At 61.8% G+C, this 25,214-nt stretch carries 16 protein-coding genes; 5 read left to right on the top strand and 11 right to left on the bottom strand.

The window, feature by feature from the left end; translation table 11 throughout:
• Window positions 1–372: 372 nt before the first annotated feature.
• Both FHK95_RS18610 and FHK95_RS18605 read right to left on the bottom strand, forming a co-directional pair.
• The gene (locus FHK95_RS18610) at window positions 373–3,450 is read right to left on the bottom strand and encodes an efflux RND transporter permease subunit (RefSeq protein ID WP_150306149.1); all 3,078 of its coding nucleotides are present in this window, start codon (window positions 3,448–3,450) and stop codon (window positions 373–375) included.
• A complete protein-coding gene (locus FHK95_RS18605; RefSeq protein ID WP_178114847.1) occupies window positions 3,451–4,554 on the bottom strand; it encodes an efflux RND transporter periplasmic adaptor subunit in 1,104 nt (367 codons plus the stop codon).
• A gap of 176 nt (window positions 4,555–4,730) precedes the next feature.
• Between FHK95_RS18605 and FHK95_RS18600 the strand changes: the two genes are divergently transcribed.
• The gene (locus tag FHK95_RS18600) at window positions 4,731–5,405 is read left to right on the top strand and encodes a cytochrome b/b6 domain-containing protein (RefSeq protein ID WP_150306172.1); all 675 of its coding nucleotides are present in this window, start codon (window positions 4,731–4,733) and stop codon (window positions 5,403–5,405) included.
• A 9-nt stretch (window positions 5,406–5,414) separates the two neighbouring features.
• Here FHK95_RS18600 and FHK95_RS18595 read toward each other — a convergent pair whose 3' ends face one another.
• The 3 genes from FHK95_RS18595 to FHK95_RS18585 form a co-directional block, all read right to left on the bottom strand.
• Window positions 5,415–5,882 carry a c-type cytochrome gene (locus FHK95_RS18595; protein WP_150306147.1) on the bottom strand — a complete coding sequence of 156 codons (468 nt, stop codon included), beginning with the start codon at window positions 5,880–5,882 and terminating at the stop codon, window positions 5,415–5,417.
• An 89-nt stretch (window positions 5,883–5,971) separates the two neighbouring features.
• Window positions 5,972–7,732: a SulP family inorganic anion transporter gene (locus tag FHK95_RS18590; protein ID WP_150306146.1), complete on the bottom strand. Its 1,761-nt coding sequence runs from the start codon at window positions 7,730–7,732 to the stop codon at window positions 5,972–5,974.
• Between the two features lie 79 nt (window positions 7,733–7,811).
• Window positions 7,812–8,159: an ArsR/SmtB family transcription factor gene (locus FHK95_RS18585; RefSeq protein WP_408003647.1), complete on the bottom strand. Its 348-nt coding sequence runs from the start codon at window positions 8,157–8,159 to the stop codon at window positions 7,812–7,814.
• Window positions 8,160–8,365: 206 nt separating this feature from the next.
• Between FHK95_RS18585 and FHK95_RS18580 the strand changes: the two genes are divergently transcribed.
• From FHK95_RS18580 to FHK95_RS18565, 4 genes are all read left to right on the top strand, one after another.
• Window positions 8,366–9,139 carry an SDR family NAD(P)-dependent oxidoreductase gene (locus FHK95_RS18580; RefSeq protein WP_150306145.1) on the top strand — a complete coding sequence of 258 codons (774 nt, stop codon included), beginning with the start codon at window positions 8,366–8,368 and terminating at the stop codon, window positions 9,137–9,139.
• A 54-nt stretch (window positions 9,140–9,193) separates the two neighbouring features.
• Window positions 9,194–13,663, top strand: a complete 4,470-nt coding sequence (locus FHK95_RS18575; RefSeq protein ID WP_150306144.1) for a PAS domain-containing protein — start codon at window positions 9,194–9,196, stop codon at window positions 13,661–13,663.
• 62 nt (window positions 13,664–13,725) lie between these two features.
• Window positions 13,726–14,118 carry a response regulator gene (locus tag FHK95_RS18570; RefSeq protein ID WP_150306170.1) on the top strand — a complete coding sequence of 131 codons (393 nt, stop codon included), beginning with the start codon at window positions 13,726–13,728 and terminating at the stop codon, window positions 14,116–14,118.
• Entirely contained in the window at window positions 14,105–15,763 is a 1,659-nt protein-coding gene (locus tag FHK95_RS18565; protein WP_150306143.1) for a diguanylate cyclase, read from the top strand. Before FHK95_RS18570 ends, FHK95_RS18565 begins: the two co-directional genes overlap by 14 nt.
• A 44-nt stretch (window positions 15,764–15,807) precedes the next feature.
• Here FHK95_RS18565 and FHK95_RS18560 read toward each other — a convergent pair whose 3' ends face one another.
• The 6 genes from FHK95_RS18560 to FHK95_RS18535 form a co-directional block, all read right to left on the bottom strand.
• A complete protein-coding gene (locus tag FHK95_RS18560) occupies window positions 15,808–17,589 on the bottom strand; it encodes a thiamine pyrophosphate-requiring protein (RefSeq protein WP_150306142.1) in 1,782 nt (593 codons plus the stop codon).
• 221 nt (window positions 17,590–17,810) lie between these two features.
• Window positions 17,811–19,766, bottom strand: coding sequence for an acetoacetate--CoA ligase (locus FHK95_RS18555; protein WP_150306141.1), 1,956 nt, complete (start codon window positions 19,764–19,766; stop codon window positions 17,811–17,813).
• A 10-nt stretch (window positions 19,767–19,776) separates the two neighbouring features.
• Window positions 19,777–20,685, bottom strand: a complete 909-nt coding sequence (locus FHK95_RS18550) for a hydroxymethylglutaryl-CoA lyase (protein ID WP_150306140.1) — start codon at window positions 20,683–20,685, stop codon at window positions 19,777–19,779.
• A 40-nt stretch (window positions 20,686–20,725) separates the two neighbouring features.
• A complete protein-coding gene (locus FHK95_RS18545) occupies window positions 20,726–22,630 on the bottom strand; it encodes an acetyl/propionyl/methylcrotonyl-CoA carboxylase subunit alpha (protein WP_150306139.1) in 1,905 nt (634 codons plus the stop codon).
• A complete protein-coding gene (locus tag FHK95_RS18540) occupies window positions 22,627–23,418 on the bottom strand; it encodes a gamma-carboxygeranoyl-CoA hydratase (RefSeq protein WP_150306138.1) in 792 nt (263 codons plus the stop codon). Before FHK95_RS18540 ends, FHK95_RS18545 begins: the two co-directional genes overlap by 4 nt.
• Before the next feature lie 44 nt (window positions 23,419–23,462).
• Window positions 23,463–24,980 carry a carboxyl transferase domain-containing protein gene (locus FHK95_RS18535; protein ID WP_150306137.1) on the bottom strand — a complete coding sequence of 506 codons (1,518 nt, stop codon included), beginning with the start codon at window positions 24,978–24,980 and terminating at the stop codon, window positions 23,463–23,465.
• Window positions 24,981–25,214 lie beyond the last annotated feature (234 nt).

The raw sequence follows: 25,214 nt of genomic DNA, 5'->3' as shown, positions 1-25,214 counted from the left end.
GAGGTCTCCTGTTGGTTCATCCCGTTGCAGACGGGCTGGGCGCAACCTGGTAATGCAGGAGATTTCGGAAGGGCAGGCTTCCTCTTCCAACCAAGGGATGGCGAGAGTCAGGCAGTATATGCGGGCTGTTTTCTTGCGCTACTGGCGCTTGCGAGCCGAGTGTTAGTTTGTGATCAGGCTCCCACGCCACCACATGATGCGGAACTTCTGCCGAGCTGGACGGCCGTGCGCTCCAGGAGAATATCGAGGTGTAACAGAGGCTTGGCGCAGCGCAGGCGCGCTACACCCCCAGGTAGGTTTCAAGACGGAACTGAGGCGAGATGGCGTAGCGCGGATGCACTACGCCTTCAGGGAGATTATTTCAGCGTGCGATCAATCACCGTGCGGCATCGCTCTGGCAGGGGAAATCCCGTAGAACAAGCTATACAACACCGGCAACACCACCAGGGTCAGCACGGTGGCAAAACCCAGACCGAACATGATCACCACCGCCATGCTCTGGAAGAAGCCGTCCGTAAGCAGCGGCGCCATGCCGAGGATGGTGGTCAGGGCGGCCATGGAGACCGGGCGGACCCGGCTGATCGCCGAGGTGACCAGCGCATCGTAGGCGTCGCGCCCGCTGTCCAGCTGCAGACGAATCTCATCGACCAGCACAATGCCGTTCTTCACCAGCATGCCGCTCAGGCTGAGAAAGCCCAGCAGGGCCATGAAGCCGAAGGGAATCCCGGTCAACAAGAAGCCAATGGTGACGCCGATGATCGCCAAGGGCACGGTCAACCAGATCACGATGGCGCGCTTGAAGGAGTCGAACAGCAGGATGGTGATCAGGAACATCGCCAGATAGCCCAGCGGCAGCGAACCGAATACGGCGCGCTTGGCTTTTGTCGAGTTCTCAAACTCACCACCCCACTCCAGGCTGTAGCCTCGGGGCAATTCGATGGCTTCAATTTTCGGTCTCAGCCGCTCGAACAGCTGGGCGGCGGTCTCACCGCTGGTGATTGCCGGGTCAGCCTGTACAGTAAGGGTGCGCTTGCGATCGCGGCGCATGATCAGCGGATCTTCCCACTCGGTCACAAAACCGCTGACCACCTGTTCGATCGGCACGTAGGTCGCCCGCCCATTGCTCCACACCAGCAAATCCGACAGCCCCGAGGCATCCAGGCGCTCGTCGGCTGGCGTGCGGGCGACGATGGGCAGCATGCGCGTGCCGTCGCGATACAAGCCCACGTTCAGGCCGCTGAAATTCATCTTCAGCATGCTGTCCATGTCGCGCTTGTCGACGCCCAGCTCGCGCGCCTGAGACTCGACGAATTGCGGACGGACCAGCTTGGTCCGCTCGCGCCAGTTGTGCATCACCGCGTCGGAGACCGGATCCTCGCGCATGATAGTGGTTGCCTGGGCGCCAAGCTGACGCAGCACGAGCGGATCGGGCCCGCTAAAGCGCGCTTCGATCTTGCTGTCCGTCCCCGGACCCAGCATCAACTGCTTGATCTTGGCCTGCACGCCGGGATGTTCGTCATGCAGATAGCTATCGAGCTGCCTGATCAGCGGCTGGATCTGATCGCGGTTCTCGGTGCGTACCAACAGCTGCGCGTAGTTGGCGTGCCGACGCTGGGGGAAGTAGGTGAGGATGAAACGCAGCGCGCCCTGGCCGATGGTCGTGCTGACCTGCTGCACGCCCTCCTGCTCGAGGACATAGCGATCGATCTGCGCGACGATCTCCTCGGTGTGACGAATGTCGCTGCCCTTGGGGAACCACAGATCGACAAAAAACATCGGGGTGTTGGACGGCGGGAAAAAACTCTGGCGAACCTGGCTAAAGCCGATGATCGAGCCGACCATCAGTACCGCCAGGATCGCTAACGTCAGTATCCGCTGCCGCAATGCCAAACCGAGCATGGCGCGGTACGCGGTGAAGATGATCCCGCGATAGGGATCGGTCGCTTCCGGCTGCTCCGCCCCGGGCGCCGCATCCTTGAACAGCAGGCTGGCAAAAAACGGGGTCAGGGTGATTGCGGTGACCCAGCTGAGAAACAGCGAAATCAGCAGCACCTGAAACAGCGAGATAGTGTATTCGCCGGTCGCATGATCGGACAGGCCAATTGGCGCGAAGGCGATGATCGCGATGACCGTGGCGCCCAGCAGCGGCATCTTCGTCTGGCTGACGATAGTGCGGGCGGCCTGCAGTGTGCTCTCGCCGCGCTGGCGTCCCACCAATATGCCTTCCACCACGACGATGGCATTGTCCACCAGCATCCCCAGCGCAATCACCAGCGCGCCGAGGGAAATGCGCTGCAGTTCGATGCCCAGTATCTTCATGAAAATGAAGGTCCCCAGGACTGTCAGCGCCAGCACCATGCCGATCAGCAAACCGCTACGCAGTCCCATGAACACCAGCAGCACGCAGATGACGATGGCCACCGAGGCAAGGAAGTTGAGCACAAAGCCGCGAACCGAGCTCTGCACCTCGTCCGCCTGGTTGTAGAACACTGCCATCTGCATCCCGGCCGGCCGATCCTGATCCAGCTCTGCCAGGCGCTGTGCTACCGCCTCGCCAACATCCACCACGTTGACGTGGGCAGCAAAGGCTACGCCCAGTCCCAGCGCCGGCTCGCCAGCGGAACGGTAAAGATTGCCTGGCCGTTCGGTGAAGCCACGCCGCACGTCCGCAATATCGCCCAGATAGATGCGCTGGGCGCTGCCGGGCTCGCTGATGATCAGTTGCTCCAGTTCACGGACGCTCTGAAATTCGCCCGTGGGATGCAAGCGGATCGATTCGCTGCCGACCAGCATATGGCCGGCGTCGGACACTACATTCTGATTGCTCAGAACCTGCTGCAGACGCTGGGGCGCGATACCCATACTGGCCAGACGGGCGCGGGAAATCTCGAGATGGATTTCCTCCTGCGGCGCGCCTGCCACCGATACCTTGGCCACCCCAGGCACCAGGACCAGTTCACGGCGCAGGTAATCGGCGAATTCGCGCAACTCGGTAAAGCTGTAGCCTTCACCACTGAGCATCAGAAAGGTACCAAACACATCACCGAAGTCATCGTTGATCTGCGGCTCACCCACGCCGGGCGGCAGATTGGGCCGCGCGTCGTTGACGTGCCGGCGCATCTCGTCCCAGATCTGCGCCAACTCTTGCGCCCCGTACTGACTCTGGATCTCGATGGTGATTTGCGACAGACCGGCGCTACTGATGGAGGTGATTTCTTCAATGTAAGGCAGTTGCTGGATGGCGTTTTCCAGCGGGTAGGTGACTTCCTCTTCCACCTGTTGCGGCGAGGCGCCGGGATAGGGCGTCACCACCATGGCCATTTTCAGCGTGAAGGCGGGGTCCTCGAGACGGCCAAGGCCGAGGAAGGCGATCAGACCACCAATACCCAGGATTAGCGCGATCAGCCAACTACTGACCCGGCGGTTGATAAAATAACCGGCAACGTCCATTTACAGTCCCCGCTCGCGTTCCCAGGCCCGCACCCTGCGGCCCTCCGACAACTCGGCGCTGCCGACCGCGACGATCCGCTCGCCCGGTTGCAGTCCGTCCAGAATTTCAATGCCATTGCGGGTGAGTTCGCCCACCTGTACATCCCGCGCACTGACCTGCAGCCCTTCCTCGGCGTCGCTTACGACCCAAACCCGGCGCTGCTCGGCAGTACCTGTGTCGGGACTGAACACTGCCTCGACCGGCACGGTTACCGGCAGATCGGCGCTGTGGCGCAGCTGCGCAAAATCGATGATCACCTTGGCGCTCATACCCGGCAGCAGAATCAGCCCTTCCGGCGGCTGCACACTCAGGGTGACCTGGTAGGTCAAGGTTTTCGGATCCGGCTGGCTGGCGTGTTCCTTGTACCGCGCATCAAGATCGAGGTCCGGCAGGTTTTCCATACGCACGCGGGGATGATAGTCGGTGACGTTCATGTCGCGGCGCAGTGAGGACAGCAGGTTCTCCGGCACCTGGAAGACCACATCCATGCTGCCATCAGCATATACCGTGGCGATCGGCTGATTGGCCTGCACCACCTGATAACGCTCTACATGGGTGCGCGCGACCAAGCCGTCGAACGGCGCCACCAGACGGGTATAGGCCAGTTGCTGGCGGGACAGTTCGAGCGCTGCCTCGGCCTGATTGAACTGCGCCTGACGCTCGTCGACCTCGGCCTGCGAGACCATCTTGCGGTCGACCAGCTGCTTCATTCGCTCAAGCTGCGAGCGGGACAGGTTATAGGACGACTGCGCGTCATTCAGGCGCAAGCGGTAATCGGTATCATCCAGCTCCGCGACCAGCTCACCCTGAGCGATACGCTGACCTTCGCGCACGGCCAGGTTCTGCAACTGCCCGCCGATGCGAAAGGACAGTTCGGCTTCTTCGGGGGATTTCAGCCGGGCCGGAAACTCCCGGACCTGATTACTGGCCGGGTTGCCAACAGTGAAAATCTTGACCGGACGGGGAGCTTGCTCAGGCTCCGGGGTGGGTTCCGAGCAGGCGGCGGCCAGGGCAGCGACCAGGGATACTGATAGGGCGCGAACCCAGCGGTTTAGACACGACATGAGGTCCATCTTCTTTGGCGTTGAACGTGTCGCGATTATAGGGCAAAGCGCGGGCAATTCAGCAAACATAACGGTTAATCACGGAAAACGTCGCACACCGCGCAGGCGCTTTGCTTGCCCGTCCCGGTTCCGGCGGGTAGCCTTTCGCATCGTCGATTTCAGGAGTGTCCGTGGTGATGCAGGTTCGTGTGTGGGATCTTCCGTTGCGTTTGTTTCACTGGTTATTGGTGGTCGCAGTCACCGGCTCGCTGGTCTCCATCTATCTGGGGGGGACCTGGATGGTCTGGCACGAACGCTTCGGCCTGATGGTGTTGGGGCTGCTGGTGTTTCGTGTGCTCTGGGGGCTGGTCGGCTCGACGCATGCGCGCTTCAGTGAGTTCCTCCCCACGCCGCGCGTCATGCTTGCTTACCTGCGCGGGCGCTGGCACGGGGCCGGACACACGCCTGTCGGCGGTTTATCGGTGCTGGTTATGCTGGGTCTATTCGGCTTCCAGGCGCTGTCCGGTCTGGTGGCGACGGACGACATCGCCTTTTCCGGGCCGCTGCGCAACCTGGTGTCTTCAAGCTTGAGCAACACCTTGAGCAGCTGGCACCGCTGGACGGAGGAGTTGATCTATGTGGTGATCGGGCTGCACATTCTGGCGATCGCCTTTTATCAGCTGCGTGGCAAAAAATTGGTGGGCGCGATGCTGCATGGAAAGAAGAACGTCAGCCGACCCGCCTCCGATACCCGCAATGGAGGCTGGATCGCGCTGGTGGTTGTGGTGGTTATTTCGGGACTGGCCATTTGGGCGGCATCCGGTGCCTGGATTCCGGCACCAGCGCCCGCGCCTGCTGCGCCGGCCTGGTAATCGGGTTAACTACTTCTGGCGATACTTGTCGTGGCACGCCTTGCAGGTATCGCCCACTTGACCGAAGGCGCTGCGTACCTTGCTCTGATCGCCTTCAACTGCCGCGGAGACCAGGTTGTCGGCGGCCTTGGTCAGGTCCCCGGATAGCTTGATGACGTCAGGCGTGTTATCGAACATTTCAGGCTTCACCCGGGTGACCTGATCGCCCACGTTCTGTTCAGTACCGGGCCCGAATAGCGCCCCCATGCCGGACTTGGAAATGGCCGAGATAGCGTTGGCGGCGGCCAGCATCTGATCCGGATTGTAGGTGACGCTTTCGTCGATCACCTGCTCCTTGATCTTGCCCATATTCCAGCTCATGAAGCTATAACCGGCCTTGCGTAACTGAATCTGGTCTTCCGGTGAAACCTCTGCCTGCGCGGTCATGCTGGCTGCGAACAGTGAAGCGCATAGTGCGCCGGCGATTGCGATCTTCATCCTTACTCCTTATCAGGGCTTTTTTTGCAGTGCCCGCGGATTATAACGACACGCGAATAAAAGTCCGCGATAGCACAGCGCTCCACCGCTTATTGCTCTTCGGCGTCGGCTTCTTTGGCGGCGCGATGGATACGGTTCAGCCCGCTCAAGGTGTTGAATGCAATATCGGTGCTGGGAAACACCTCACCGACTTGCTGGCTGACCCAGTCGGTCTTGTTCAACTGATCCATGACCGGCCCTTTGACTTCCGCCAGGTGCACCGTGATTTCGCGCTCAGCCAGGCCTTCGGTCAGCTCGCTGAGCATATCGAGCCCTGTGCCGTCGATATGATTGACCGCCGACATGATCAACAACATATGCCGGGTATCGGGATAGTCGATCAACGCCTGCAGCACGCCCTGCTCGATGGCCTTGCTGTTGGCAAAGAAGATACTTTCATCAACACGCAGCGCCAGCAGATGTGGCTCGATTTCCACCAGATGGCGACGGGTATTGCGAAAATACTGGGTGCCCGGCACCCGACCGACCACGGCAACGTGCGGCCGACTACCGCGCCATAGCTGCGACGCGATGGACAAGCTGACACCCAGCACGATACCGCCTTCGATACCGATGAAAACCACACCCAATGCGGTACTCAGCAGGGTCAGCCCTTCTGCGCGGTCGTAGCTCCAGGCCCGCCTGAGCCCGACGATGTCGATCAGCGGCGTCACCGCCACCAATATGATTATTGCCAATACCACCAGCGGTAGACTGGCGAACACCGGCGCGATCGTCAGCAGAATCAGCGCGATCACGCTCGCCGCGATCACGCCGGCCAGTGGGGTATTGGCACCGCCTTCGACATTGACCACCGAGCGGGAAAAGCCGCCACACACTGCGAAACCGCCGGACAGTGCCGCGCTGAGATTGGCGGCGCCGAGACCGAGCAATTCACGGTCGGCATCAATGCGTTGGCGCTTGCGGCGCGCCAGCGATTGGGCCAGCGACACGCTCTCGACGAAGCTGACCAGGCTGATCAGCGCGGCGGGCAGGAATAACGATCGTATACTGGTGAAATCCGGCGTCGCCCACTGCAGGCTGGGCAAACCGGCCGGCAGCTCACCGACCACCGGCACACCCTGGGCCGCCAGATCAAAACCGAGCGTGACAGCCATGCCCAGCACCACTACCAGGATCGGCGCGAGGCGGGAGGTCAGCCGGGCAATATCCGCGCGCATCCCGAGCTGCTGCAGATGATCGGCCATGCCGCTGCGTGCGTAGATCAACCACAACAGGCCCAGCAGGCCCATTCCCAGTACCAGAGAATTGATCGGCCTCCAGTTATCGAGGACCTCCTGTGGACTGCCAGGCATGCCACTCAACCCGAACAGGTGCGGCAGCTGGCTGAGAATGATCAGAATCGAGGCACCGCTGATAAATCCGCTGATCACCGGATGGCTGAGGAAATTGGCGAGGAAGCCCAGGCGCAGCAGACCCAGCACGAACAACATCACCCCTGACAACAAGGCCAGCCAGATAGCCATTTGCAGATAATGCTCGCTGCCAACCGTAGCCAGCGGCGCCAGCAGGGTGGCCGTCATCAGCCCGGTGACGGCAACGGGCCCGACCGAGAGGCTCATGCTGCTGCCCAACAGCGCATAGGCGATCAGCGGCAGGATGCTGGCATACAGACCGATTTCCACCGGCAAGCCCGCGAGCATCGCGTAGGCCATGCTCTGTGGAATGATCATGATACTGACGATGATCCCGGCGGTAATATCGCCGCCCAACCAGGCTTTGCGGTAATTGCGCAGCCACGCCAGATACCCATCGCCACCCGGTGGCTGCAGCCTGGGGTTGGTCAGCATAGGCGTCTCGATCGGATGTTATCAGCGAGCAGCAAGCGCTGCTGGAGTGGCATTGGCCAGGACGTCCTATGGGCTGGGATCATTCAACCTCCGTCGAACAGTACAGCCGATACAGGGTATCGATCACCGCCAAGGCCTGGGGACTGGCGATACGGTAATAGATTTGCTTACCCTCGCGCCGCGTGTCGACCAGACCTTCCCGGCGCAGCACGCCCAGCTGCTGCGAAAGCGTCGGCTGCAGAATGCCGAGCGCTGCCTCCAGCTCGCCGACGCTGAGTTCGTCCTCAATCAGCCGGCACAGCAACAACAGGCGGTCGGGGTTAGCCAGGGTTTTCAGCAGCCGCTGGGCCTGATCGGCAGCAGCGCGCAGCTTATCGAGGTCCAGGTTCGGCGCGGGTTCGGGCATGGCGGTTCCGGTAGGCAGCATAGTGTCGTTCTTGATTATACGAATAGATAGATTGTAGGCGAATACGCCCTGGTCGATCACCGGGATATGATTATTTGTACCAATACTCGGATATATGCCGTTGAGATAGAGCCGAAACTCCCCGGCGTAACACATGGCCACGCTGCTGCGATTGGTCGATACTGGACGCCTTGATTACCGCTACGTTACCAGGAGTACTTCAACAGATGAGCGCAGACCGCTTCGACCTCACCGGCAAAACCGCCCTGATCACCGGCGCCTCAAGCGGGCTGGGCGAACACTTCGCGCGGATACTGGCTGCAGCCGGTGCGCGGGTCATCGTTGCCGCGCGGCGTGTCGAACGCTTGCAGGCGCTGGTCGCGGATCTGCAGGCGCAGGGTTACGAAGCCCTGGCGGTGGCGATGGACGTAACTGATTCGGACAGCGTGAATGCCGGCTTCAGCCTCGCCGAGCAGACCTGGGGCGTGGCCGACGTTTTGGTCAACAACGCCGGCATCAGCAATCCGGTGCCCTTCCTTGATCTCACTGAAGGCAACTGGCGCAGCATGCTCGACACCAACCTCGACGGCGCCTGGCGCGTCGCGCACCGGGCAACGGTGGCGATGGCCAAGGCAGGCAAGGGCGGTAGCGTCATCAATATCGCCTCGATTCTGGGTCTGCGGGTAGGCCCGGCCCTGAGTCACTATGCAGTGGCCAAGGCCGGCGTCGTGCAGTTGACCAAGGCCATGGCGCTGGAACTGGCACGTAATGACATCAGAGTGAACGCGCTGGCGCCGGGTTATTTCCGCACCGAGATGAACACCGATTACTTCGATACCGAACCGGGGCAGGAATATGTCCGGCGCAAGGTGCCGATGCGCCGGCTGGGTGATCTGGAGGATCTCAGCGGACCGCTGTTGCTGCTGGCCAGCAATGCCGGCGCCTTCATGACCGGTACCATCATCAACGTCGATGGCGGCCATGTGACCAATAGTCTCTGAGACCAGTCTCCGACTGACTCGCTCTTTCCGAGCCGCGTATTACGGAAATCGCCCATGCTGCCCAAGCTGTTACCCCACAATGAACGCCTGCTGCGCATAACTGGCGCGGTCCTGCTGGGTCTGTTGTTCGCGTTCTTCGCCTGGTCCAGTCAGGTGAAGCGGGAGCAGTCCTGGGAAACGCAACTCGCCACCCACTCGCAGATGCAGCGACTGGCGGTACAGCAGTCGCAACACGCCATTCGACGCCAGGCATTGATGGCCGCGCATAGCGTGGCGGCAGACCCCGATACCCAGCGCCTGATCAGACGGATCAAGCTGCTCACCGAACGCGAAGGGTTTAACAGCCCGTCGGTCGTCAGCCTTCGCGCGCAGCTGGAAAGCGATCTCCAGCGCTTCTGGGTGGTGCTCAAGGAGTCCGGAGCCGACCAGCTGAGTGTGCAGCTCAGCCCTGGAGTAGTCAGTCTGCTGCGTATGCATCAGCCGGACGCATGGAACGATTCAATGGCCGAGAGTCGCCCCATGGCAGATCAGGTGCAACGCACCGGCATACCCCTTAGCGGTCTCGATGTCGGGCGCTTCGGGGTGGGTACCCGCGCTATCGTACCGGTCTTCGCGGCAGATGATGATGACGAAACAGTCGTCGCCACTATCGAAGTGGGCTTTGGGATTGGCTCGGGCCTGCACCAGCTGGATGAAGAGCTAGAGTCGGGACTGGCCGTGCTGATCAACGCGTCGTCAACCAAGGAAGTAGTGACTGATCAGCCCAGCGCCGGTCGATTCGCGCTCGCCGGCACCGAGTGGCTTGTCGGAGATTACTCGCGACCACGCATGCTGCCATGGTTGTTGGCGAACAACCTGCCAGCCAAAGTGCTGCAGGGCCATGCGCGGCGAGTCCAGGTCGATGGCCGACACTATCTGCTCACCCCCATTCTGCTGCGGCATCTCAGCAATACCGACAACGATGCACTACCACAGGTGGTGATGCTGACCACGCGCGATATCACGCCGCTCTGGATGAATTACCTTCATGGCAAGCGGCTATCGCCGCTGTATTGGGGTTTGGGCTACCTGGCTGCGCTGGCGCTGATGGGCGCACTCATGCTGGGTACGCGGTTTGTCGTGCGGCGCCAGGAGCAGGCCTGGCGGGAAAGCCTCATGGCAGAGGCCGATCAGCGCGAGGCCAACCGCAAACTGTCAGACATTATCGTCGCCACCCAGTCGGCCTATATCACTGAGGACAACCTCAACCAGAGCTTCGACTACCTGCTGGAACAGATCCTCAGGGTAACCGAGAGCCAGTTCGGCTTTGTCGGGCAGGTATTACGCGATGAACAGGGTGAGCCCTATCTGAAGACGCACGCCATCACCAACATCGCCTGGGATGAGGACAGCGCCTCGATGTTTCGTCAGCGCGGACCGCAGGGCATGATTTTTCGCCGCCTGGATACACTGTTCGGACAGGTGTTGGTCAGCGGCGAGGCCTACCTGTCCAACGATGCTGTCTCAGACCCGAACAACAACCGTCTACCGCCCGGCCATCCACCCCTGGAGACCTTTGCCGGCCTGCCTATCTATTTCGGGGAACAGATGATTGGCATGCTCGCGCTGGCCAACCGCAGTGGTGGCTACGATGAGCGTTTCACCGCATTTCTCGCGCCCTTGCTGAGCAGCCTGGGGCAGTTGATACACGCTCTGGTCAAGAACAACGAGGAGCGCACCACAGCCCAGCGTCTGGAACATCAGCGTCAGGCGCTGCGCGCCATGAACGAGATTGCTGGGGTCCCCGAGCCGGATGTCATCAAACAGCTCAAAAAGGTTCTGGAGCTGGGCTGCCGTTACCTGGGCATGGACACGGGCATAGTCAGTCGGATACAGGGAGACGACTACCAGGTGGTCGCACAGAACAGCAGTAACGGAATCATAGTAGAGGGGCAGCATTTTCCGCTGGGCACAACCTACTGTGTGCTGACCATGCAGCACCATGACGTGCTGGCCATCAATGACATGGAGCATTCTGCTTATAGTGCTCACCCCTGCTATCAGGCCTTCGGTCTGCGCAGCTATATCTCGGTTTGTCTGCAGGTGGGCGACGAGCGCTACGGCACGCTCAACTTCTCTTCATCCACGCCGCGGGCTGAACCCTTCGACGAAACCGATCTGGAATTCGTCCGGCTGCTGGGCCCCTGGGTCAGCGAGGCGCTCAGGCGCGACCTGATGCAACAGGAGCGCGAACAGCTACTGGCGCGTTTCGACAAGCTGACTTCCCACCTGCCCGGCATCATCTATCAGTATCAGCAGGATAGCGCCGGACACGGCTGGTTCCCCTATTGCAGCCAGGGGTTGATTGAGATCTGCGGCGCCACCATTGAGCAGGCGCAGCACAACGCCGATACCGTTTTGTCGAAGATCCACGCAGATGATCGTAAGCGCGTCACCCAGAGCATTCAGCATTCCGCCAGCACGCTTGCAGAATGGCAAGGCGAGTTCCGCATAGCCCACCCCCAGCTGGGCGAGCGCTGGGTCGCTGGCGTGGCCAGTCCTGAAGCCTTGCCGGACGGCAGCCTGATCTGGCACGGTTTCGCTGCGGACATTACCCAGCGCAAGCAGATGGAAATGGCTTTGAAGCTGGAGCGCGCGCGGTTCGCCAGCATCCTGCGGGGCGCCAATCTGGGCACCTGGGAATGGAACGTGCAGACCGGCGAAACCCTCTACAACGAGCGCTGGCACGACATCAACGGTTACCGCCCGGCAGTGCTGCAGGCAACCTCGATTGATGTCTGGCAGCAGCTGATTCATCCGGAGGACCGTCCCGAAGCAGATCGACTGATGCAAGCGCATCTGGATCAGAAGCTGGAACATGTTGATTTCAGGTACAGGATCCGCCACCAGGACGGTCATTGGGTCTGGATCCATGATTGCGGCCAGTTGATCAGCCGCGACGCAGAAGGTAGACCGCTGTGGGTGAGTGGCACCTGCATGGACATTACCGAGGAAATGCGCCGGGAAACAGAGGTTCGGCAGGCCAGAGCGTTTCTGCGCGCGGTTATTGATGCGTCCACTGAAGTCGCGGTGATTACCACCGATCTGGACGGCAGCATCACCCTGTTCAATACGGGTGCCTGCAAACTGCTCGGCTACTCCGCCGAAGAGATGGTCGGCAAGCACACGCCCGTGAGCTACCATCTGGACAGTGAACTGGAGCGCCGCGCGCAGATGCTCAGTGCCGAGCTGGGCTACCCGGTTGACTATCGCGAAGCCCTGCTGGCCAACGCGCGCCGCGGCAAGCCGGAGACCCTGCCCTGGACTTTCATCAACAAGGATGGCAGCCAACGTCTGGTCAACCTCACGGTAACTGGTATCCGTGATCAGTATAACGAGCTGACCGGCTTTCTCGGGGTCGCCACCGATATTACCGACCTCATTCAGGCCACCCGTGAGCTGCAGCGCAGCGAAACCCGTTTCCGCAATATGGTCAGCAATCTGCCCGGTGCGGTTTACCGTTGTGCGGCGGACGAGCACTGGACCGTCACCTATCTGAGCGACGAGATTGAGGTCATCACCGGCTACCCGGCGGAAGACTTCACCCACAGCACAGTGCGCAGTTACGGCAGCATCATTCATCCGGACGATACGCCGCGCGATAAAGCCGGCGCCACGAGCCTGGCCCAGGGCGCAAGCTTCGAGCTGACCTACCGCATCATCCATGCCGATGGCCACGAAGTCTGGGTCCGCGACAAGGGCCGCGGCGAGTATGACAGCGAGGGCCAGTTGCTGTGGATCAGCGGTTTCGTCTGGGATGTCACCGAACGTCATCGCATCGAACAGATGAAATCGGAATTCGTCTCGACCGTCAGCCATGAGCTGCGCACGCCGCTTACAGCGGTCACCGGTGCGCTCGGCTTGCTGCAGGGCGGTGCGCTGGGCGAGCTGCCCGAGTCAATGCACAGGATGTTGGCGATCGCGCTGAACAACAGCCGCTCGCTGACGCACCTGGTCAACGACCTGCTGGATCTGGACAAACTGGCGATCAACAAGATGCATTTCGATATGCAGTCCCTGGCGTTGCAACCGCTGCTTGAAGACGCCCTGGAGGCCAACCGCGGTTACGCTGACCAGTACGATGTTACGCTGCGCTGCGGCCACGTGGACCGCGTCAGGATTGACGTTGACCAGCGGCGGTTGGCGCAGGTATTGGCCAATTACCTGTCAAATGCGGCCAAATTCTCCCATGAGGGCGGTACCGTGACCCTGGATGCCCGGTACGCCAACGGCCGTGCACGCATCAGCGTCACCGACGAGGGCGATGGCATTCCAGCCGAGGCCCATGAACGCCTGTTCGAACGCTTTTCCCAGGTGGACAGCTCCACCACCCGACGGCGCGGCGGAACGGGATTGGGGCTCGCCGTTACCAAGGATCTTGTCGAGCAAATGGGCGGACAGGTCGGGTTTGCATCCGCACCCGGTAAAGGCTCGGTCTTCTGGTGCGAGCTGGATGCAGAACTCATCGACGGAGATGAAGCGTGATGAACAACAGTCAGCTGCCATGCAGCGTGGATGCGCGGGGAGCCACCGCCGGAGCCAATCAGATGAAACAGCTTGAACGCATTTTGCACATCGAAGACGACGTTTCGATCCAGGAAATTGCCCGGGTGGCACTGGAGGTGCTCGGCGGATTCATGGTCTTGACCTGTGCGTCCGGCGCTGCCGGTCTTGCTGCCGTGGCATCCTTCCAACCAGAGCTGATCCTGCTGGATGTGATGATGCCGGAAATGGATGGCCCGGAAACCTTGCGTCAATTACAACAAATGCAGGTGCTCGCCGCCTGCCCCGTAGTGTTCATGACCGCCAAGATTCAACCCGCCGAGATAGACGAATATAAACGTCTGGGCGCCGCCGATGTCATCGTCAAGCCCTTCGACCCGATGACGCTATCGGATCAATTGCGACACATCTGGAGGACCTGGCATGGACAAGGCTGAACAACTCAGACAGCAGCTGGCGGTGCTTGCTGACGGGTTTCGCGAACGTCTGGATAGCGAGCTCCCCGCTCTGGAGCAAATGGTGCGCGAACTGCCCGACTCATGGGCATTGGCGTCAGGCTCGCTGCAGCGCATCCGCGAACAGTTACACAAGCTGGCCGGCGCGGCTGGCACCTTTGGCTATCCGGCGCTGGGCTCCCGCGCTCGCGAGCTGGAGCTGCAAGTCCGCGTGCTGACCGAGCACCAGCAATGTGACCACCCTGCGCAACAGGCACTGCTCAAGGGTATCGCCGAGCTTGCCCTGCTGCGACGCAGCGAAACGCAGGAGTCGCCGCTCGCTCCGCCAAAAGGAGTGGATGACCGCGTCGATCGACCGCACTGTATCCATGTGCTGGAGCAGGATGCTCACTTTGCCAAGCGCCTGAACCATACCCTGGAGAGCTTTGGTTATCAGGTGGTGCTGCACACGCAGGTTGGCGAACTCCGGCACGCCTTGAACACGAACCAGGCAGACGCACTGATTCTGGATATCGCCGCTGATGTGCAGGGCAGCACAGTGCTCGGGCAACTGGGTCCAATGCAGGCGGGACGCAGCACGCCTTTGCCGTTGATCCTGATCAGCGACAACGAAGACTTCGATTTCCAGCTCAGCGCCGTGCGCGCCGGTGCCCAGGGCCTGTTTTCCCGGCCAGTGGATCTGGCCAAGCTGGAAGACCGGCTCGAGCGCTGTCTCAACAGCCTGCAGAGCGAGCCGTTTCGGATCATGCTGGTGGATGACGATGAAACCCTCGCCCAGCGTTATCAGGCCGTACTGATCAATGCTGCCATGCGCGTCGAGATCGTCAACGATCCGCGCCGGCTGCTAGAGCAGATGGACGCCTTCATGCCTGATGTCATCCTCATGGATATCAATATGCCGGACTATTCCGGCCCCGAGCTGGCGCAGATGATTCGGCTGGACGACAACTGGTTGCGCGTGCCGGTGGTGTATCTGTCGGCAGAGACTGACGTCACCCGGCAGAAGGATGCGCTGCTCAAGGCCGGGGATGATTTCATCACCAAGCCGATCTCCGACAATGCGCTGGTCAATGCGGTGTATTCCCGGGCCCAGCGCGCCCGGCTGCTGAGCCAGGCACTGGCGCGCGACAGCTTGACCGGCCTGCTCAAGCACGCCGATATCAAGGAACAGGTAGAGATCGAACTGGAACGCGCCTGCCGGACCCACCGCCCGGTGAGTATTGCCATGATCGATATCGATCACTTCAAATCAGTCAATGATCAGCACGGACACGCGGTGGGCGACAACGTGATCCGCGCGCTGGCCAACCTGCTGCGCCAGCGTCTGCGCAAGATCGACCGGCTGGGGCGCTACGGTGGCGAGGAGTTCGTCGCGGTCCTGCCTGACTGTCACGCAGCGGATGCCAAGCGCATCCTTGATGAAATCCGCGTGGCCTTCAACGAGCTGCAATTCAGCGGCAGCAATGGCCTGTTTCGCTGCAGTTTCAGCGCGGGTATCAGTGCCTGTCAGGCGCCCATCTGGGAGGCCAGCGAACAACTGGAAAGCGCCGACGCCAAACTCTATCTGGCCAAATCCCAGGGCCGCAATTGCATCATCGCGGCGACCGAGCGCAGCGACGCATCGTAAGTAGCATCACCGGACTCGCCGCCTGAGGGCACTGGCCCACTGATTCATTTCGGCCGCAGCACACCGCCAAGCATCTGCTTGATTGTCTGGGTGATAATGCCACGCTGGTTCGGGTCGCCCTGCAGCAGTGTCGAGGCATACATTTTCGCCTGCTCGAACTTGATGTGCGGCGGCAACGGTGGAACGTCCGGGTCAGTCTTGAATTCGATCACTACCGGGCGATCCGAGGCGAGCGCTTCCTCCCAGGCGGACGCCACCCGGTCTTCGCTGTCGACATAGATGCCCTTGAGCCCGATCAGTTCGGCAAACTTGTGGTAGGGCACATTGGGGATCTGCTGGGCTGCTGCGTACTTGGGATCACCCTCCATCACGCGCTGCTCCCAGGTCACCTGATTCAGATCCTCGTTGTTGAAGACCGCACATATCCACTGCTTGTTGGTCCACTCCTGCCAGTACTTGGCGACCGTGATCAGCTCGGCCATGTTGCTCATCTGCATCGCGCCGTCGCCTACCATCGCTACGACTGGCCGGTCCGGATGACAGAACTTGGCGGCAATCGCGTAGGGCACTGCGGCACCCATCGAAGCCAGCCCGCCTGACAGCGAGCACATCATGTCCAGGCGAATCTTCAGGTCGCGGGCAAACCAGTTGGCGGCAGAACCCGAGTCGCAGGTGATGATCGCCCGGTTGGGCAGACGCGGCGAGAGCTCGAATACAACCCGCTGCGGATTGATTGGATCGGCCGACATCATCGCGCGCGATTCAAGGGTCTGTTCCCAGTCCGCGCGCCAGCCTTCGATTTTTCCACGCCAGCTGCGATCGGTCTTGTCCTGTAGCAGTGGCAGCAGCGCCCGCAAGGTTTCCGCCGCGTCGCCCTGCAGATTCACTTCCATTGGATAGCGCAGGCTGAGCATGTCCGCCTTGAGGTCGATCTGCACGCCACGCGCCTGGCCTTCCTCAGGGAGAAACTCCGAATAGGGAAAGCCTGAACCAATCATCAACAAGGTGTCGCATTCGGTCATCAACTTGTAGCTGGGCTCGGTGCCCAGCAGGCCGATGCACCCCGTCACCCAGGGCAGGTCATCCGGCAGCACAGCCTTGCCGAGCAGCGCCTTGGCTACTCCGGCGCCAAGTTTATCCGCGATCTGAATAACTTCGTCAGTGGCCTGCAGCGCGCCAGCACCCACCAGAATGGCGACTTTCTTGCCTTGGTTCAGCACCTCGGCGGCCAGGCGCAGGTCTGCATCAAACGGCACGACCTTGGGCCGGCTATAACCGATACCGGAATGGATAGTCCCGTGGGATCGCTCAGGTTCGCTGTATTCCATTTCCTGCAGATCGTTCGGCAAAATGATTGCCGCCACTGTGCGCTCGCCATAGGCAGTGCGGATGGCGCGGTCCACCAGATGCCGCACCTGCGACGGCGCGCTGGCCTGTTGTACAAAAGCACCGGCCACATCCTTGAACATGGAGACCAGATCCAGTTCCTGCTGGTAGTGACCGCCCATGGCGGTACGTGCCTGCTGCCCGGTAATAGCCAGCACCGGCATATGATCCATGCGCGCATCGTAGAGCCCGGTCAACAGATGCGAGGCGCCAGGGCCGGAGGTGGCAATACAGACGCCGAGTCCGCCGGAAAACTTGGCATCAGCCGAAGCCATGAATGCGGCCATCTCTTCATGCCGCACCTGGATAAACTTGATCTTGCCATTGGCCCGATCGAGTGCGCCAAACACGCCATTGATGCCATCGCCGGGGTAGCCGTAGATACGGCGAATGCCCCACAGGTAGAGCCGTTCGATAAAATATTCGCTGACTGTTGCCATGGAACCCTCGCTTGAGCTGGACGTGACCGCGCGAAAAAGGGAGACGCGCGTCAATGCCTGCCATGAGGTTGTGACCGGTTGGAGCTGGGAGGGTTCGCTGATTTGATTAAAGCCGACGACCGCGCGCGGTCAACCCGGGGGTGTAGCGCGCCTGCGCTACGCCAATATCTGCGGCTAACCTGTCGTCGAGCCCAAGGCGCTCGTCCCCGAGAAAAGGGGGGTCAGCTAGCCAGCTCCGGCCGATCGCGGAAGTACTCCAGCGCCTCGGGGTTGGCCAACGCATCGGTGTTCTTCACAGGCCGCCCATGAATCGCCTCGCGAACCGCCACTTCGACGATCTTGCCGCTGACCGTGCGCGGGATATCGGTGACTGCAAAGATGCGCGCCGGCACATGCCGCGGGGTGGCATTGGCGCGGATGACCTGGCGGATGCGTTGTTCCAGCGCCGCGTCCAGCGCTACGCCGTCGCGCAACCGCACCGCCAGCACGATTCGCTCATCGCCTTGCCAGTGCTGGCCGACGGCGATGGCTTCCAGCACTTCGTCGACCTTTTCCACCTGTCGATAGATCTCGGCGGTGCCGATACGCACGCCGCCCGGGTTGAGTACCGCATCGGACCGGCCGTGAATGATCAACCCGCCGTGCGGCGTTTCTTCTGCGTAGTCCCCGTGCGCCCAGACACCGGGGAACCGCGCAAAATAGGCCTTGTGAAAACGGCTGCCGTCCTCGTCACGCCAGAAGCCAACCGGTACAGAGGGGAAGGGTCGCGTGCAGACCAGCTCGCCTTTCTCGCCGCGCACGCGCTTGCCCTGCTCATCCCACACCTCGACCGCCATACCCAAGCCCGGGCACTGCAACTCGCCTGGCCAAACCGGCAGTACCGGACTGCCCAGCGCGAAGCAGGAAACGATATCCGTGCCGCCGGAGATGGAAGACAGGCACAGGTCCGCCTTGATATCGCGGTAAACGTATTCAAAGCTTTCCGGCGCCAGCGGCGAGCCGGTCGACAGCAGCGCTTTGAGCCGGCTCAGCTGATGGGTTTCGCGCGGCTTGCAGCCGGCTTTTTCCAGCGCGGCGATATATCGTGCACTGGTACCGAACACGCTGATGTCTTCGGCGTCGATCAGGTCCATCAGCCGTTGCGCTTGCGGCTCGAAGGGGGAGCCGTCGTACAGCACCAGCGTGGCGCCGACTGCCAACCCCGAGACCAGCCAGTTCCACATCATCCAGCCGCAGGTGGTGAAATAGAACACGGTGTCCTCCTGCCCCAGGTCGGTATGCAGGCCATGTTCCTTGAGGTGCTGCAGCAGCGTGCCGCCGGTGCCGTGCACGATGCACTTGGGCACGCCCGTGGTACCGCTGGAGTAAAGGATGTACAGCGGATGATCAAAGGGTACTGCCACAAACTCCGGCTCGCCGCCGGCCTGGTAAAAATCCTGCCACAGGCTGGTCGGTACCACGGATTCGAAATCCGCTGCGCTTGCTTGGGCATGGGTGTAAGGCACCAGCACCAGTTGCTCCAGCGAAGGCAGTTGCGCGAGGATGTCTTTGAGCTTGTCGGTGAGGTCGATCTGCTTGCCGGCGTACTGGTAGCCAGCGCAGGCGATCAGCACCCTGGGCTCGATCTGACCAAAACGATCAACCACGCCCTGGGTGCCGAAGTCCGGCGAACAGGATGACCACACCGCGCCCAGGCTGGTCGCGGCGAGCATGCCGACCACCGTCTGCCATGTGTTGGGCATGCAGGCGGCAACCCGATCACCGGCCACCACGCCCGCTTCGCGCAGGGCACGCTGCAACCCGGCGACGTGGGCGCTCAATTCGGTGTGACTGAGCTGCTCGCGATGGCCGCTTTCGGCAACGGCGATCAGTGCCGGGTGCTCATTCCGCCGGCGCAACAGATGCTCGGCGAAATTCAGCGTTGCGCCGGGAAACCATTGAGCGCCCGGCATGGCTTCAGCGTCGAGCAATGCGTCCCTAGGCGGCGTCGCAAAGCGCACCCCAAAGAAATCGAGAATGGCCTGCCAGAAGGCGCCGCGCTGCTCGATACTCCAGGCATGCAGCGCAGGGTAATCAGCGAGTTCAACCTGATGGCGCTGTTCAACATAACGCCGGAAGCGGTCCATGCGGCTGGCAGCAATGCGGTCGGGTGAGGGCGTCCAGAGCGGTGCGGGCATAGCGGGATCCTCAGGCCTTGGCCAGGATGGCCCGCGCGACACGCGAACCGTTCGGCTTGTCGAGCAGGGTGCAGATACGTTGCCCGGCGGCGATTACCTGATCCAGGTTGACGCCGGTATGGATGCCCAGTCCGTTGAGCAGATACAGCACGTCTTCGGTGGCGACGTTGCCCGTGGCACCCGCGGCATAGGGACAGCCGCCGAGTCCGGCGACCGAGCTGTCGAATACGCTGATACCTTCGAGCAGTCCGGCGTAGATATTGGTCAGCGCCTGGCCATAGGTATCGTGGAAGTGGCCGGCCAGCTGCTGGCGCGAGATGTCGCGGCCAACAAAATCGAACAGGCTGCGTGTCTGGCCGGCGGTGCCCACGCCAATGGTATCGGCCAGGCACACCTCATAACAGCCCATCGACAGCAGTTCAGTGGCGATGCTCGCCACCTGCTCACGCGGCACCGCGCCCTCGTAGGGGCAACCCAGCACGCAGGAGACATAGCCGCGCACGCGCATGCCGTGTCGCTGCGCCTGCTGCATGAGCGGAGCAAAACGCGCCAGGCTTTCGGCTATGGAGCAATTGATGTTTTTCTGCGAGAACGACTCCGAGGCCGCGGCAAACACCGCGACTTCCTTGACGCCGGCCGCCAACGCCGCGTCCAGCCCCTTGAGATTCGGCGCCAGCGCCGCGTAGATCACGCCGGGGCGCTGCCTGATACCGGCGAACACCTCGGCGCTGCCAGCCATCTGCGGCACCCACTTGGGCGAGACGAAGCTGCCTACCTCGATATAGGGCAGGCCAGCGTCGGTCAGGTCATCGACCAGCCGCACCTTGTCCGCAACGCTGATCGGCTGCTTCTCGTTCTGCAGCCCGTCACGGGGGCCTACTTCAACGAGGCGTACCTGGGTGGGAAGGCTCTGATTCATGCTGTTGGTCCTTTAATGATGCTCAGGTTTCGCTACGCTATTAGGCTTCAGCCGGGCTGTGCAAATCGATCAATACCGCGCCTTCGGCCACCATCGCACCTTCAGCATAGAAAATCTCACGCACCTGTCCGGCGGCCGGGGCACGAATACTGTGCTCCATCTTCATTGCCTCCAGCACCACCAGGGGCGCACCGGCGGCCACCTCATCCCCGGCCTGCACCAGTACCCGAACGATGTTGCCGTTCATTGGCGCGGTCAGGCTGCCCTGCGGCGCAAGGGACGCCTGCACTTCCGCCAGCGGATTGACCGTCCGTACTGCCAGCCAGTCGTGGTACCAGTGCAGGTACAGCGTCGCGCCCTGGCGAATGTATTGTGCGGCAGCGGTTGCCGCGTGATCGGCGCAGGGGACTATTCGCTTGCGTTCGCCGGCGCAGTTCAGATGCAGCGGTTGGGCATTGCTCAGGCCCGCGCGCCAGCCATCAAGGCGGGCCCAGGGCGAATGCATATCATCGTCCCGCTGGATCGGCGATTCAGTGGCCAGCCAGGCGTCGGCGGCCGCCTGCCAGAACGCATCAGGCAAGGGCTCGGGCGTGGGCAGCAACTGCGCCTCGTGACGCGGGATGAAACCGGTATCCAGCTCCGCTGCGGCAAAGGCCGGGTGGGCTATGACCCGCATGAGAAACGCCAGATTGGTGTGCAGCCCGCCAACCACTGTTTCGCCGAGCATTTGCAGCAAGCGGCGTCTGGCCAGCTCCCGTGTCTCGCCCCAGGCAATCAGCTTGCCCAGCATCGGATCATAGAAAGGTGACACCTCATCACCCTGCTCGATGCCGCTGTCGATCCGCCGGCCGGGGCCGGCTGCCGGCTCGCGGTACAGATCAAGCCGGCCGGTGGAGGGCAGAAAGCCGCTGGCAGGATCCTCGGCGTACAGCCGCACTTCGATGGCGTGACCATTGAGCGGCACCTGGGACTGGCTCAGCGGCAGCGGCTCGCCCTCGGCAATGCGTATCTGCCAGGCGACCAGGTCCAGCCCGGTAATGGCCTCGGTCACCGGATGCTCGACCTGCAACCGAGTGTTCATCTCCATGAAGAAGAATTCGCCGCGCTCGTCGAACAGGAACTCGACGGTACCGGCGCCGACATATCCGATCGCCTGTGCCGCCTTGACCGCCGCCTCGCCCATGGCGGCCCGCAGCGCGGGCGTCAGACCAGGCGCTGGCGCTTCTTCAACGACCTTCTGATGCCGCCGCTGGATGGAGCAATCGCGCTCGTTGAGATAGATGCAGCCGCCATGCTGATCGGCAAACACCTGGATCTCGATATGACGGGGCTTGAGCAGGTATTTCTCAACCAGGATCCGCGCATCACCGAAGGATGACCGCGCTTCCCGTTGCGCCGAGGCCAACGCCTCGGCCAGCTCGGACCCGGACTCGACCACTTTCATGCCTTTGCCACCACCGCCGGCGCTGGCCTTGAGCAGCACCGGATAACCGATGCGCGCGGCTTCATCGCGGAAGGTGTCGAGACTCTGATCCGCACCGTGATACCCCGGCACCAGCGGCACACCGGCTTCGTGCATCAAGGCCTTGGCGGCGGATTTACTGCCCATGGCGTCGATGGCCGACGCAGGCGGACCAAGCAGGATCAGCCCGGCGGCTTCGATGGCGCGGGCGAATTCGGCGTTCTCCGAGAGAAAACCGTAACCCGGATGAATCGCCTGACAGCCGCTCTGGCGCGCGGCCTCGATGAGGGCGTCAATGCGCAGGTAACTGTCGGCGGGCTTGGCGCCGCCCAGCGCGACTGCCTTATCCGCTTCGCGCACATGCCGGGCGCTGCGGTCGATGTCACTGTGCACGGCAACAGAGACAATGCCGAGCTCGCGGCAGGTGCGCATGATCCGGCAGGCGATTTCGCCGCGATTGGCGACCAGCACGCAACTAATCATGCTTGCCACACCGGTTTGCGTTTTTCCAGAAAGGCCTTCAGCCCCTCTTGGCCCTCAGGACTGACGCGGATGCGTGCGATGGCGGCCTCGGTGTAGCGGCGCAGCGGCGTGGAAAATTCGCCCTGTTTGACCTCAAGCATCAGTAGCTTGGTCGCACGCATCGCCGCTGGGCTGTTCAGCAACATATTGTCGACCCAGCCCTGCAGGGCCTGATCGAGGTTTTCAGCCGGGTAGCATTCGGCAAGCAGCCCCAGTTCGCGCGCCGTCCGGCCATCGAAGCGCTCGGCGGTCAGCGCGTAACGTCGGGTGGCGCGTGCGCCCATGGCCTGCACGACAAAGGGACTGACCACGGCCGGAATCAAGCCGATACGTACCTCTGACAGACAGAACTGCGCCTCTTCTGCGCCGATCGCCATATCGCAACAACTCACCAGCCCCAGCGCGCCGCCGTAGGCAGCACCATGCACCACGGCCAGCGTTGGCAGCCGAAGCTGGCTCAGACTGGCCATCAGTTGCGCCAGCTCACGGGCGTCGCTGAGATTGGCGTTGTAATCCAGTTCCGCGGACGCCTGCATCCAGCTCAGATCCGCGCCAGCGGAGAAATGCCGGCCACGTCCGCGCAGGATCAGAAAACGCAGCGAGTCATCCGACTGCACCTGATCAATAGCCTGCAGCAATTCGGCAATCATCTCGGCGTTAAAGGCATTGTTCTTGTCCGGCCGGTTGAGCCACAGCGTGGCGACGCCCTGTGCATCACGTTCAAGCTCAATGGTAGTGAAATCCGTCATACATCTGTCTTCCGCTGTCTGTGGAGCCGTAACTGGCAAGGCGCTTACATTCTGAATACACCGAAGCGCGTCGGCTCGATCGGCGCGTTGAGGGCGGCGGAGATCGCCAGTCCGAGAATGTCCCGTGTCTGCGCCGGGTCGATCACGCCGTCATCCCAGAGCCGGGCGCTGGAATAATAAGGGTGCCCCTGATGTTCATACTGATCGAGAATCGGCTGGCGTAGCGCCTGTTCCTGCTCGTCGGAAAACGTCTCGCCGTGGCGTTCGGCCTGCTCGCGCTTGACCTGCACCAGCACGCCGGCGGCCTGTTCGGCGCCCATCACGCCGACGCGGGCATTCGGCCACATCCACAAAAAGCGCGGATCATAGGCCCGGCCGCACATGCCGTAATTGCCGGCGCCAAAGCTGCCGCCGATGATAACCGTGAACTTGGGCACGCGGGCGCAGGCCACGGCGGCGACCAGCTTGGCCCCGTGCTTGGCAATGCCACCGGCTTCGTATTTTTGCCCGACCATGAAGCCGGTGATGTTCTGCAGAAACAGCAGCGGAATGCCGCGCTGGCAGGCCAGCTCAATGAAATGCGCCCCCTTCTGCGCTGACTCGCTGAACAACACCCCGTTGTTAGCCAGTACCGCCACCGGATAACCTTGCAGATGGGCGAAGCCGCACACCAGGGTGGTGCCGAACAACGCCTTGAACTCATCAAAGGCGCTGTCATCGACCAGCCGGGCGATGACTTCGCGTATCTCGAGCGGATGCTTGGGATCGGCCGGGATCAGCCCGTACAAATCCTCCGCTGGAAAGCGCGGGGCAATGGCCTGGCGGCTATTCAGCACGCCTTGCTTGCGCCAGTTGAGATGGGCAATACAACGCCGGGCTAACGCCAGTGCGTGCTCGTCATTCTCGGCATAGTGATCGGCCACACCCGAGGATCGGCAANCCTGATTACGCACCATGATGGCTTCGTCCGCCATGGCCGGCACATAGGCGCCGCCGGCGGTGCAGGAGCCCATCACCACGGCGATCTGCGGAATGCCTTGGGCGCTCATGTTGGCCTGGTTGAAGAAGATGCGCCCGAAGTGTTCGCGGTCGGGGAACACCTCGTCCTGCCGCGGCAGATTGGCCCCGCCGGAATCGACCAGGTAGATACAGGGCAGCCGGTTTTCGTTGGCGATGGCCTGGGCGCGCAGATGCTTTTTGACCGTGATGGGGTAATAGGAGCCGCCCTTCACCGTCGCGTCATTGGCGACGATCATGCACTCGACGCCTTCGACACGGCCGATGCCGGCGATCAACCCGGCGGCCGGCACGGCTTCATCGTAGACCTCATGTGCCGCCAGTTGCCCGATCTCGAGAAAGGGCGAGCCGGGGTCGAGCAGGGTATCGATACGCTGGCGTGGCAGCAGCTTGCCGCGGGACAGATGCCGCTCCTGCGCCTTGGCACCACCGCCTTCGGCAATGCGCGCCAGCAGCGTGCGGAGCTCGTCGACTAACGTACGCATGGCGTTGGCGTTCTCGATAAAGTCGCTGGATTGTGGGTTGGTATGGGTGTTCAAGATCATGAAATGCTGGCTCGCTGCAGACCTATCTGGGGGTGTAGCGCCTTGGTCCGCACTCGGGCGCTACGCCGAGGGTTTGTGCCGCAGCGAGACCCGCTATCCCGACGGACCGCTATTAATCCCCATCCAATGCCGGGGCGAGTGCTTTGCTGCAAGCTGTCGTCGAGCAGGCGCTCGACAACCCCAGGGATGGAGCCTCGATACTGCAGTGCGCTTTCCTGGGGGTGTAGCGCGCCT

Origin of the sequence: Pseudomonas saliphila (assembly GCF_008638345.1) — a bacterium.
Classification (GTDB): Bacteria; Pseudomonadota; Gammaproteobacteria; order Pseudomonadales; family Pseudomonadaceae; genus Halopseudomonas; species Halopseudomonas saliphila.
The sequence above is the reverse complement of the archived record's forward strand: the minus strand, read 5'-3'. Positions and strand labels throughout refer to the sequence as shown.

What these genes read in the sequence shown, in the direction of transcription:
- FHK95_RS18595 (WP_150306147.1), bottom strand. Translation starts at nt 5,882, where the DNA reads ATGAAGATCGCAATCGCCGGCGCACTATGCGCTTCACTGTTCGCAGCC.
- FHK95_RS18570 (WP_150306170.1), top strand. Translation starts at nt 13,726, where the DNA reads ATGAAACAGCTTGAACGCATTTTGCACATCGAAGACGACGTTTCGATC.
- FHK95_RS18610 (WP_150306149.1), bottom strand. Translation starts at nt 3,450, where the DNA reads ATGGACGTTGCCGGTTATTTTATCAACCGCCGGGTCAGTAGTTGGCTG.
- FHK95_RS18585 (WP_408003647.1), bottom strand. Translation starts at nt 8,159, where the DNA reads ATGCTGCCTACCGGAACCGCCATGCCCGAACCCGCGCCGAACCTGGAC.
- FHK95_RS18560 (WP_150306142.1), bottom strand. Translation starts at nt 17,589, where the DNA reads ATGGCAACAGTCAGCGAATATTTTATCGAACGGCTCTACCTGTGGGGC.
- FHK95_RS18580 (WP_150306145.1), top strand. Translation starts at nt 8,366, where the DNA reads ATGAGCGCAGACCGCTTCGACCTCACCGGCAAAACCGCCCTGATCACC.
- FHK95_RS18565 (WP_150306143.1), top strand. Translation starts at nt 14,105, where the DNA reads ATGGACAAGGCTGAACAACTCAGACAGCAGCTGGCGGTGCTTGCTGAC.
- FHK95_RS18555 (WP_150306141.1), bottom strand. Translation starts at nt 19,766, where the DNA reads ATGCCCGCACCGCTCTGGACGCCCTCACCCGACCGCATTGCTGCCAGC.
- FHK95_RS18575 (WP_150306144.1), top strand. Translation starts at nt 9,194, where the DNA reads ATGCTGCCCAAGCTGTTACCCCACAATGAACGCCTGCTGCGCATAACT.
- FHK95_RS18550 (WP_150306140.1), bottom strand. Translation starts at nt 20,685, where the DNA reads ATGAATCAGAGCCTTCCCACCCAGGTACGCCTCGTTGAAGTAGGCCCC.
- FHK95_RS18600 (WP_150306172.1), top strand. Translation starts at nt 4,731, where the DNA reads ATGCAGGTTCGTGTGTGGGATCTTCCGTTGCGTTTGTTTCACTGGTTA.
- FHK95_RS18590 (WP_150306146.1), bottom strand. Translation starts at nt 7,732, where the DNA reads ATGCTGACCAACCCCAGGCTGCAGCCACCGGGTGGCGATGGGTATCTG.
- FHK95_RS18605 (WP_178114847.1), bottom strand. Translation starts at nt 4,554, where the DNA reads ATGTCGTGTCTAAACCGCTGGGTTCGCGCCCTATCAGTATCCCTGGTC.
- FHK95_RS18540 (WP_150306138.1), bottom strand. Translation starts at nt 23,418, where the DNA reads ATGACGGATTTCACTACCATTGAGCTTGAACGTGATGCACAGGGCGTC.
- FHK95_RS18545 (WP_150306139.1), bottom strand. Translation starts at nt 22,630, where the DNA reads ATGATTAGTTGCGTGCTGGTCGCCAATCGCGGCGAAATCGCCTGCCGG.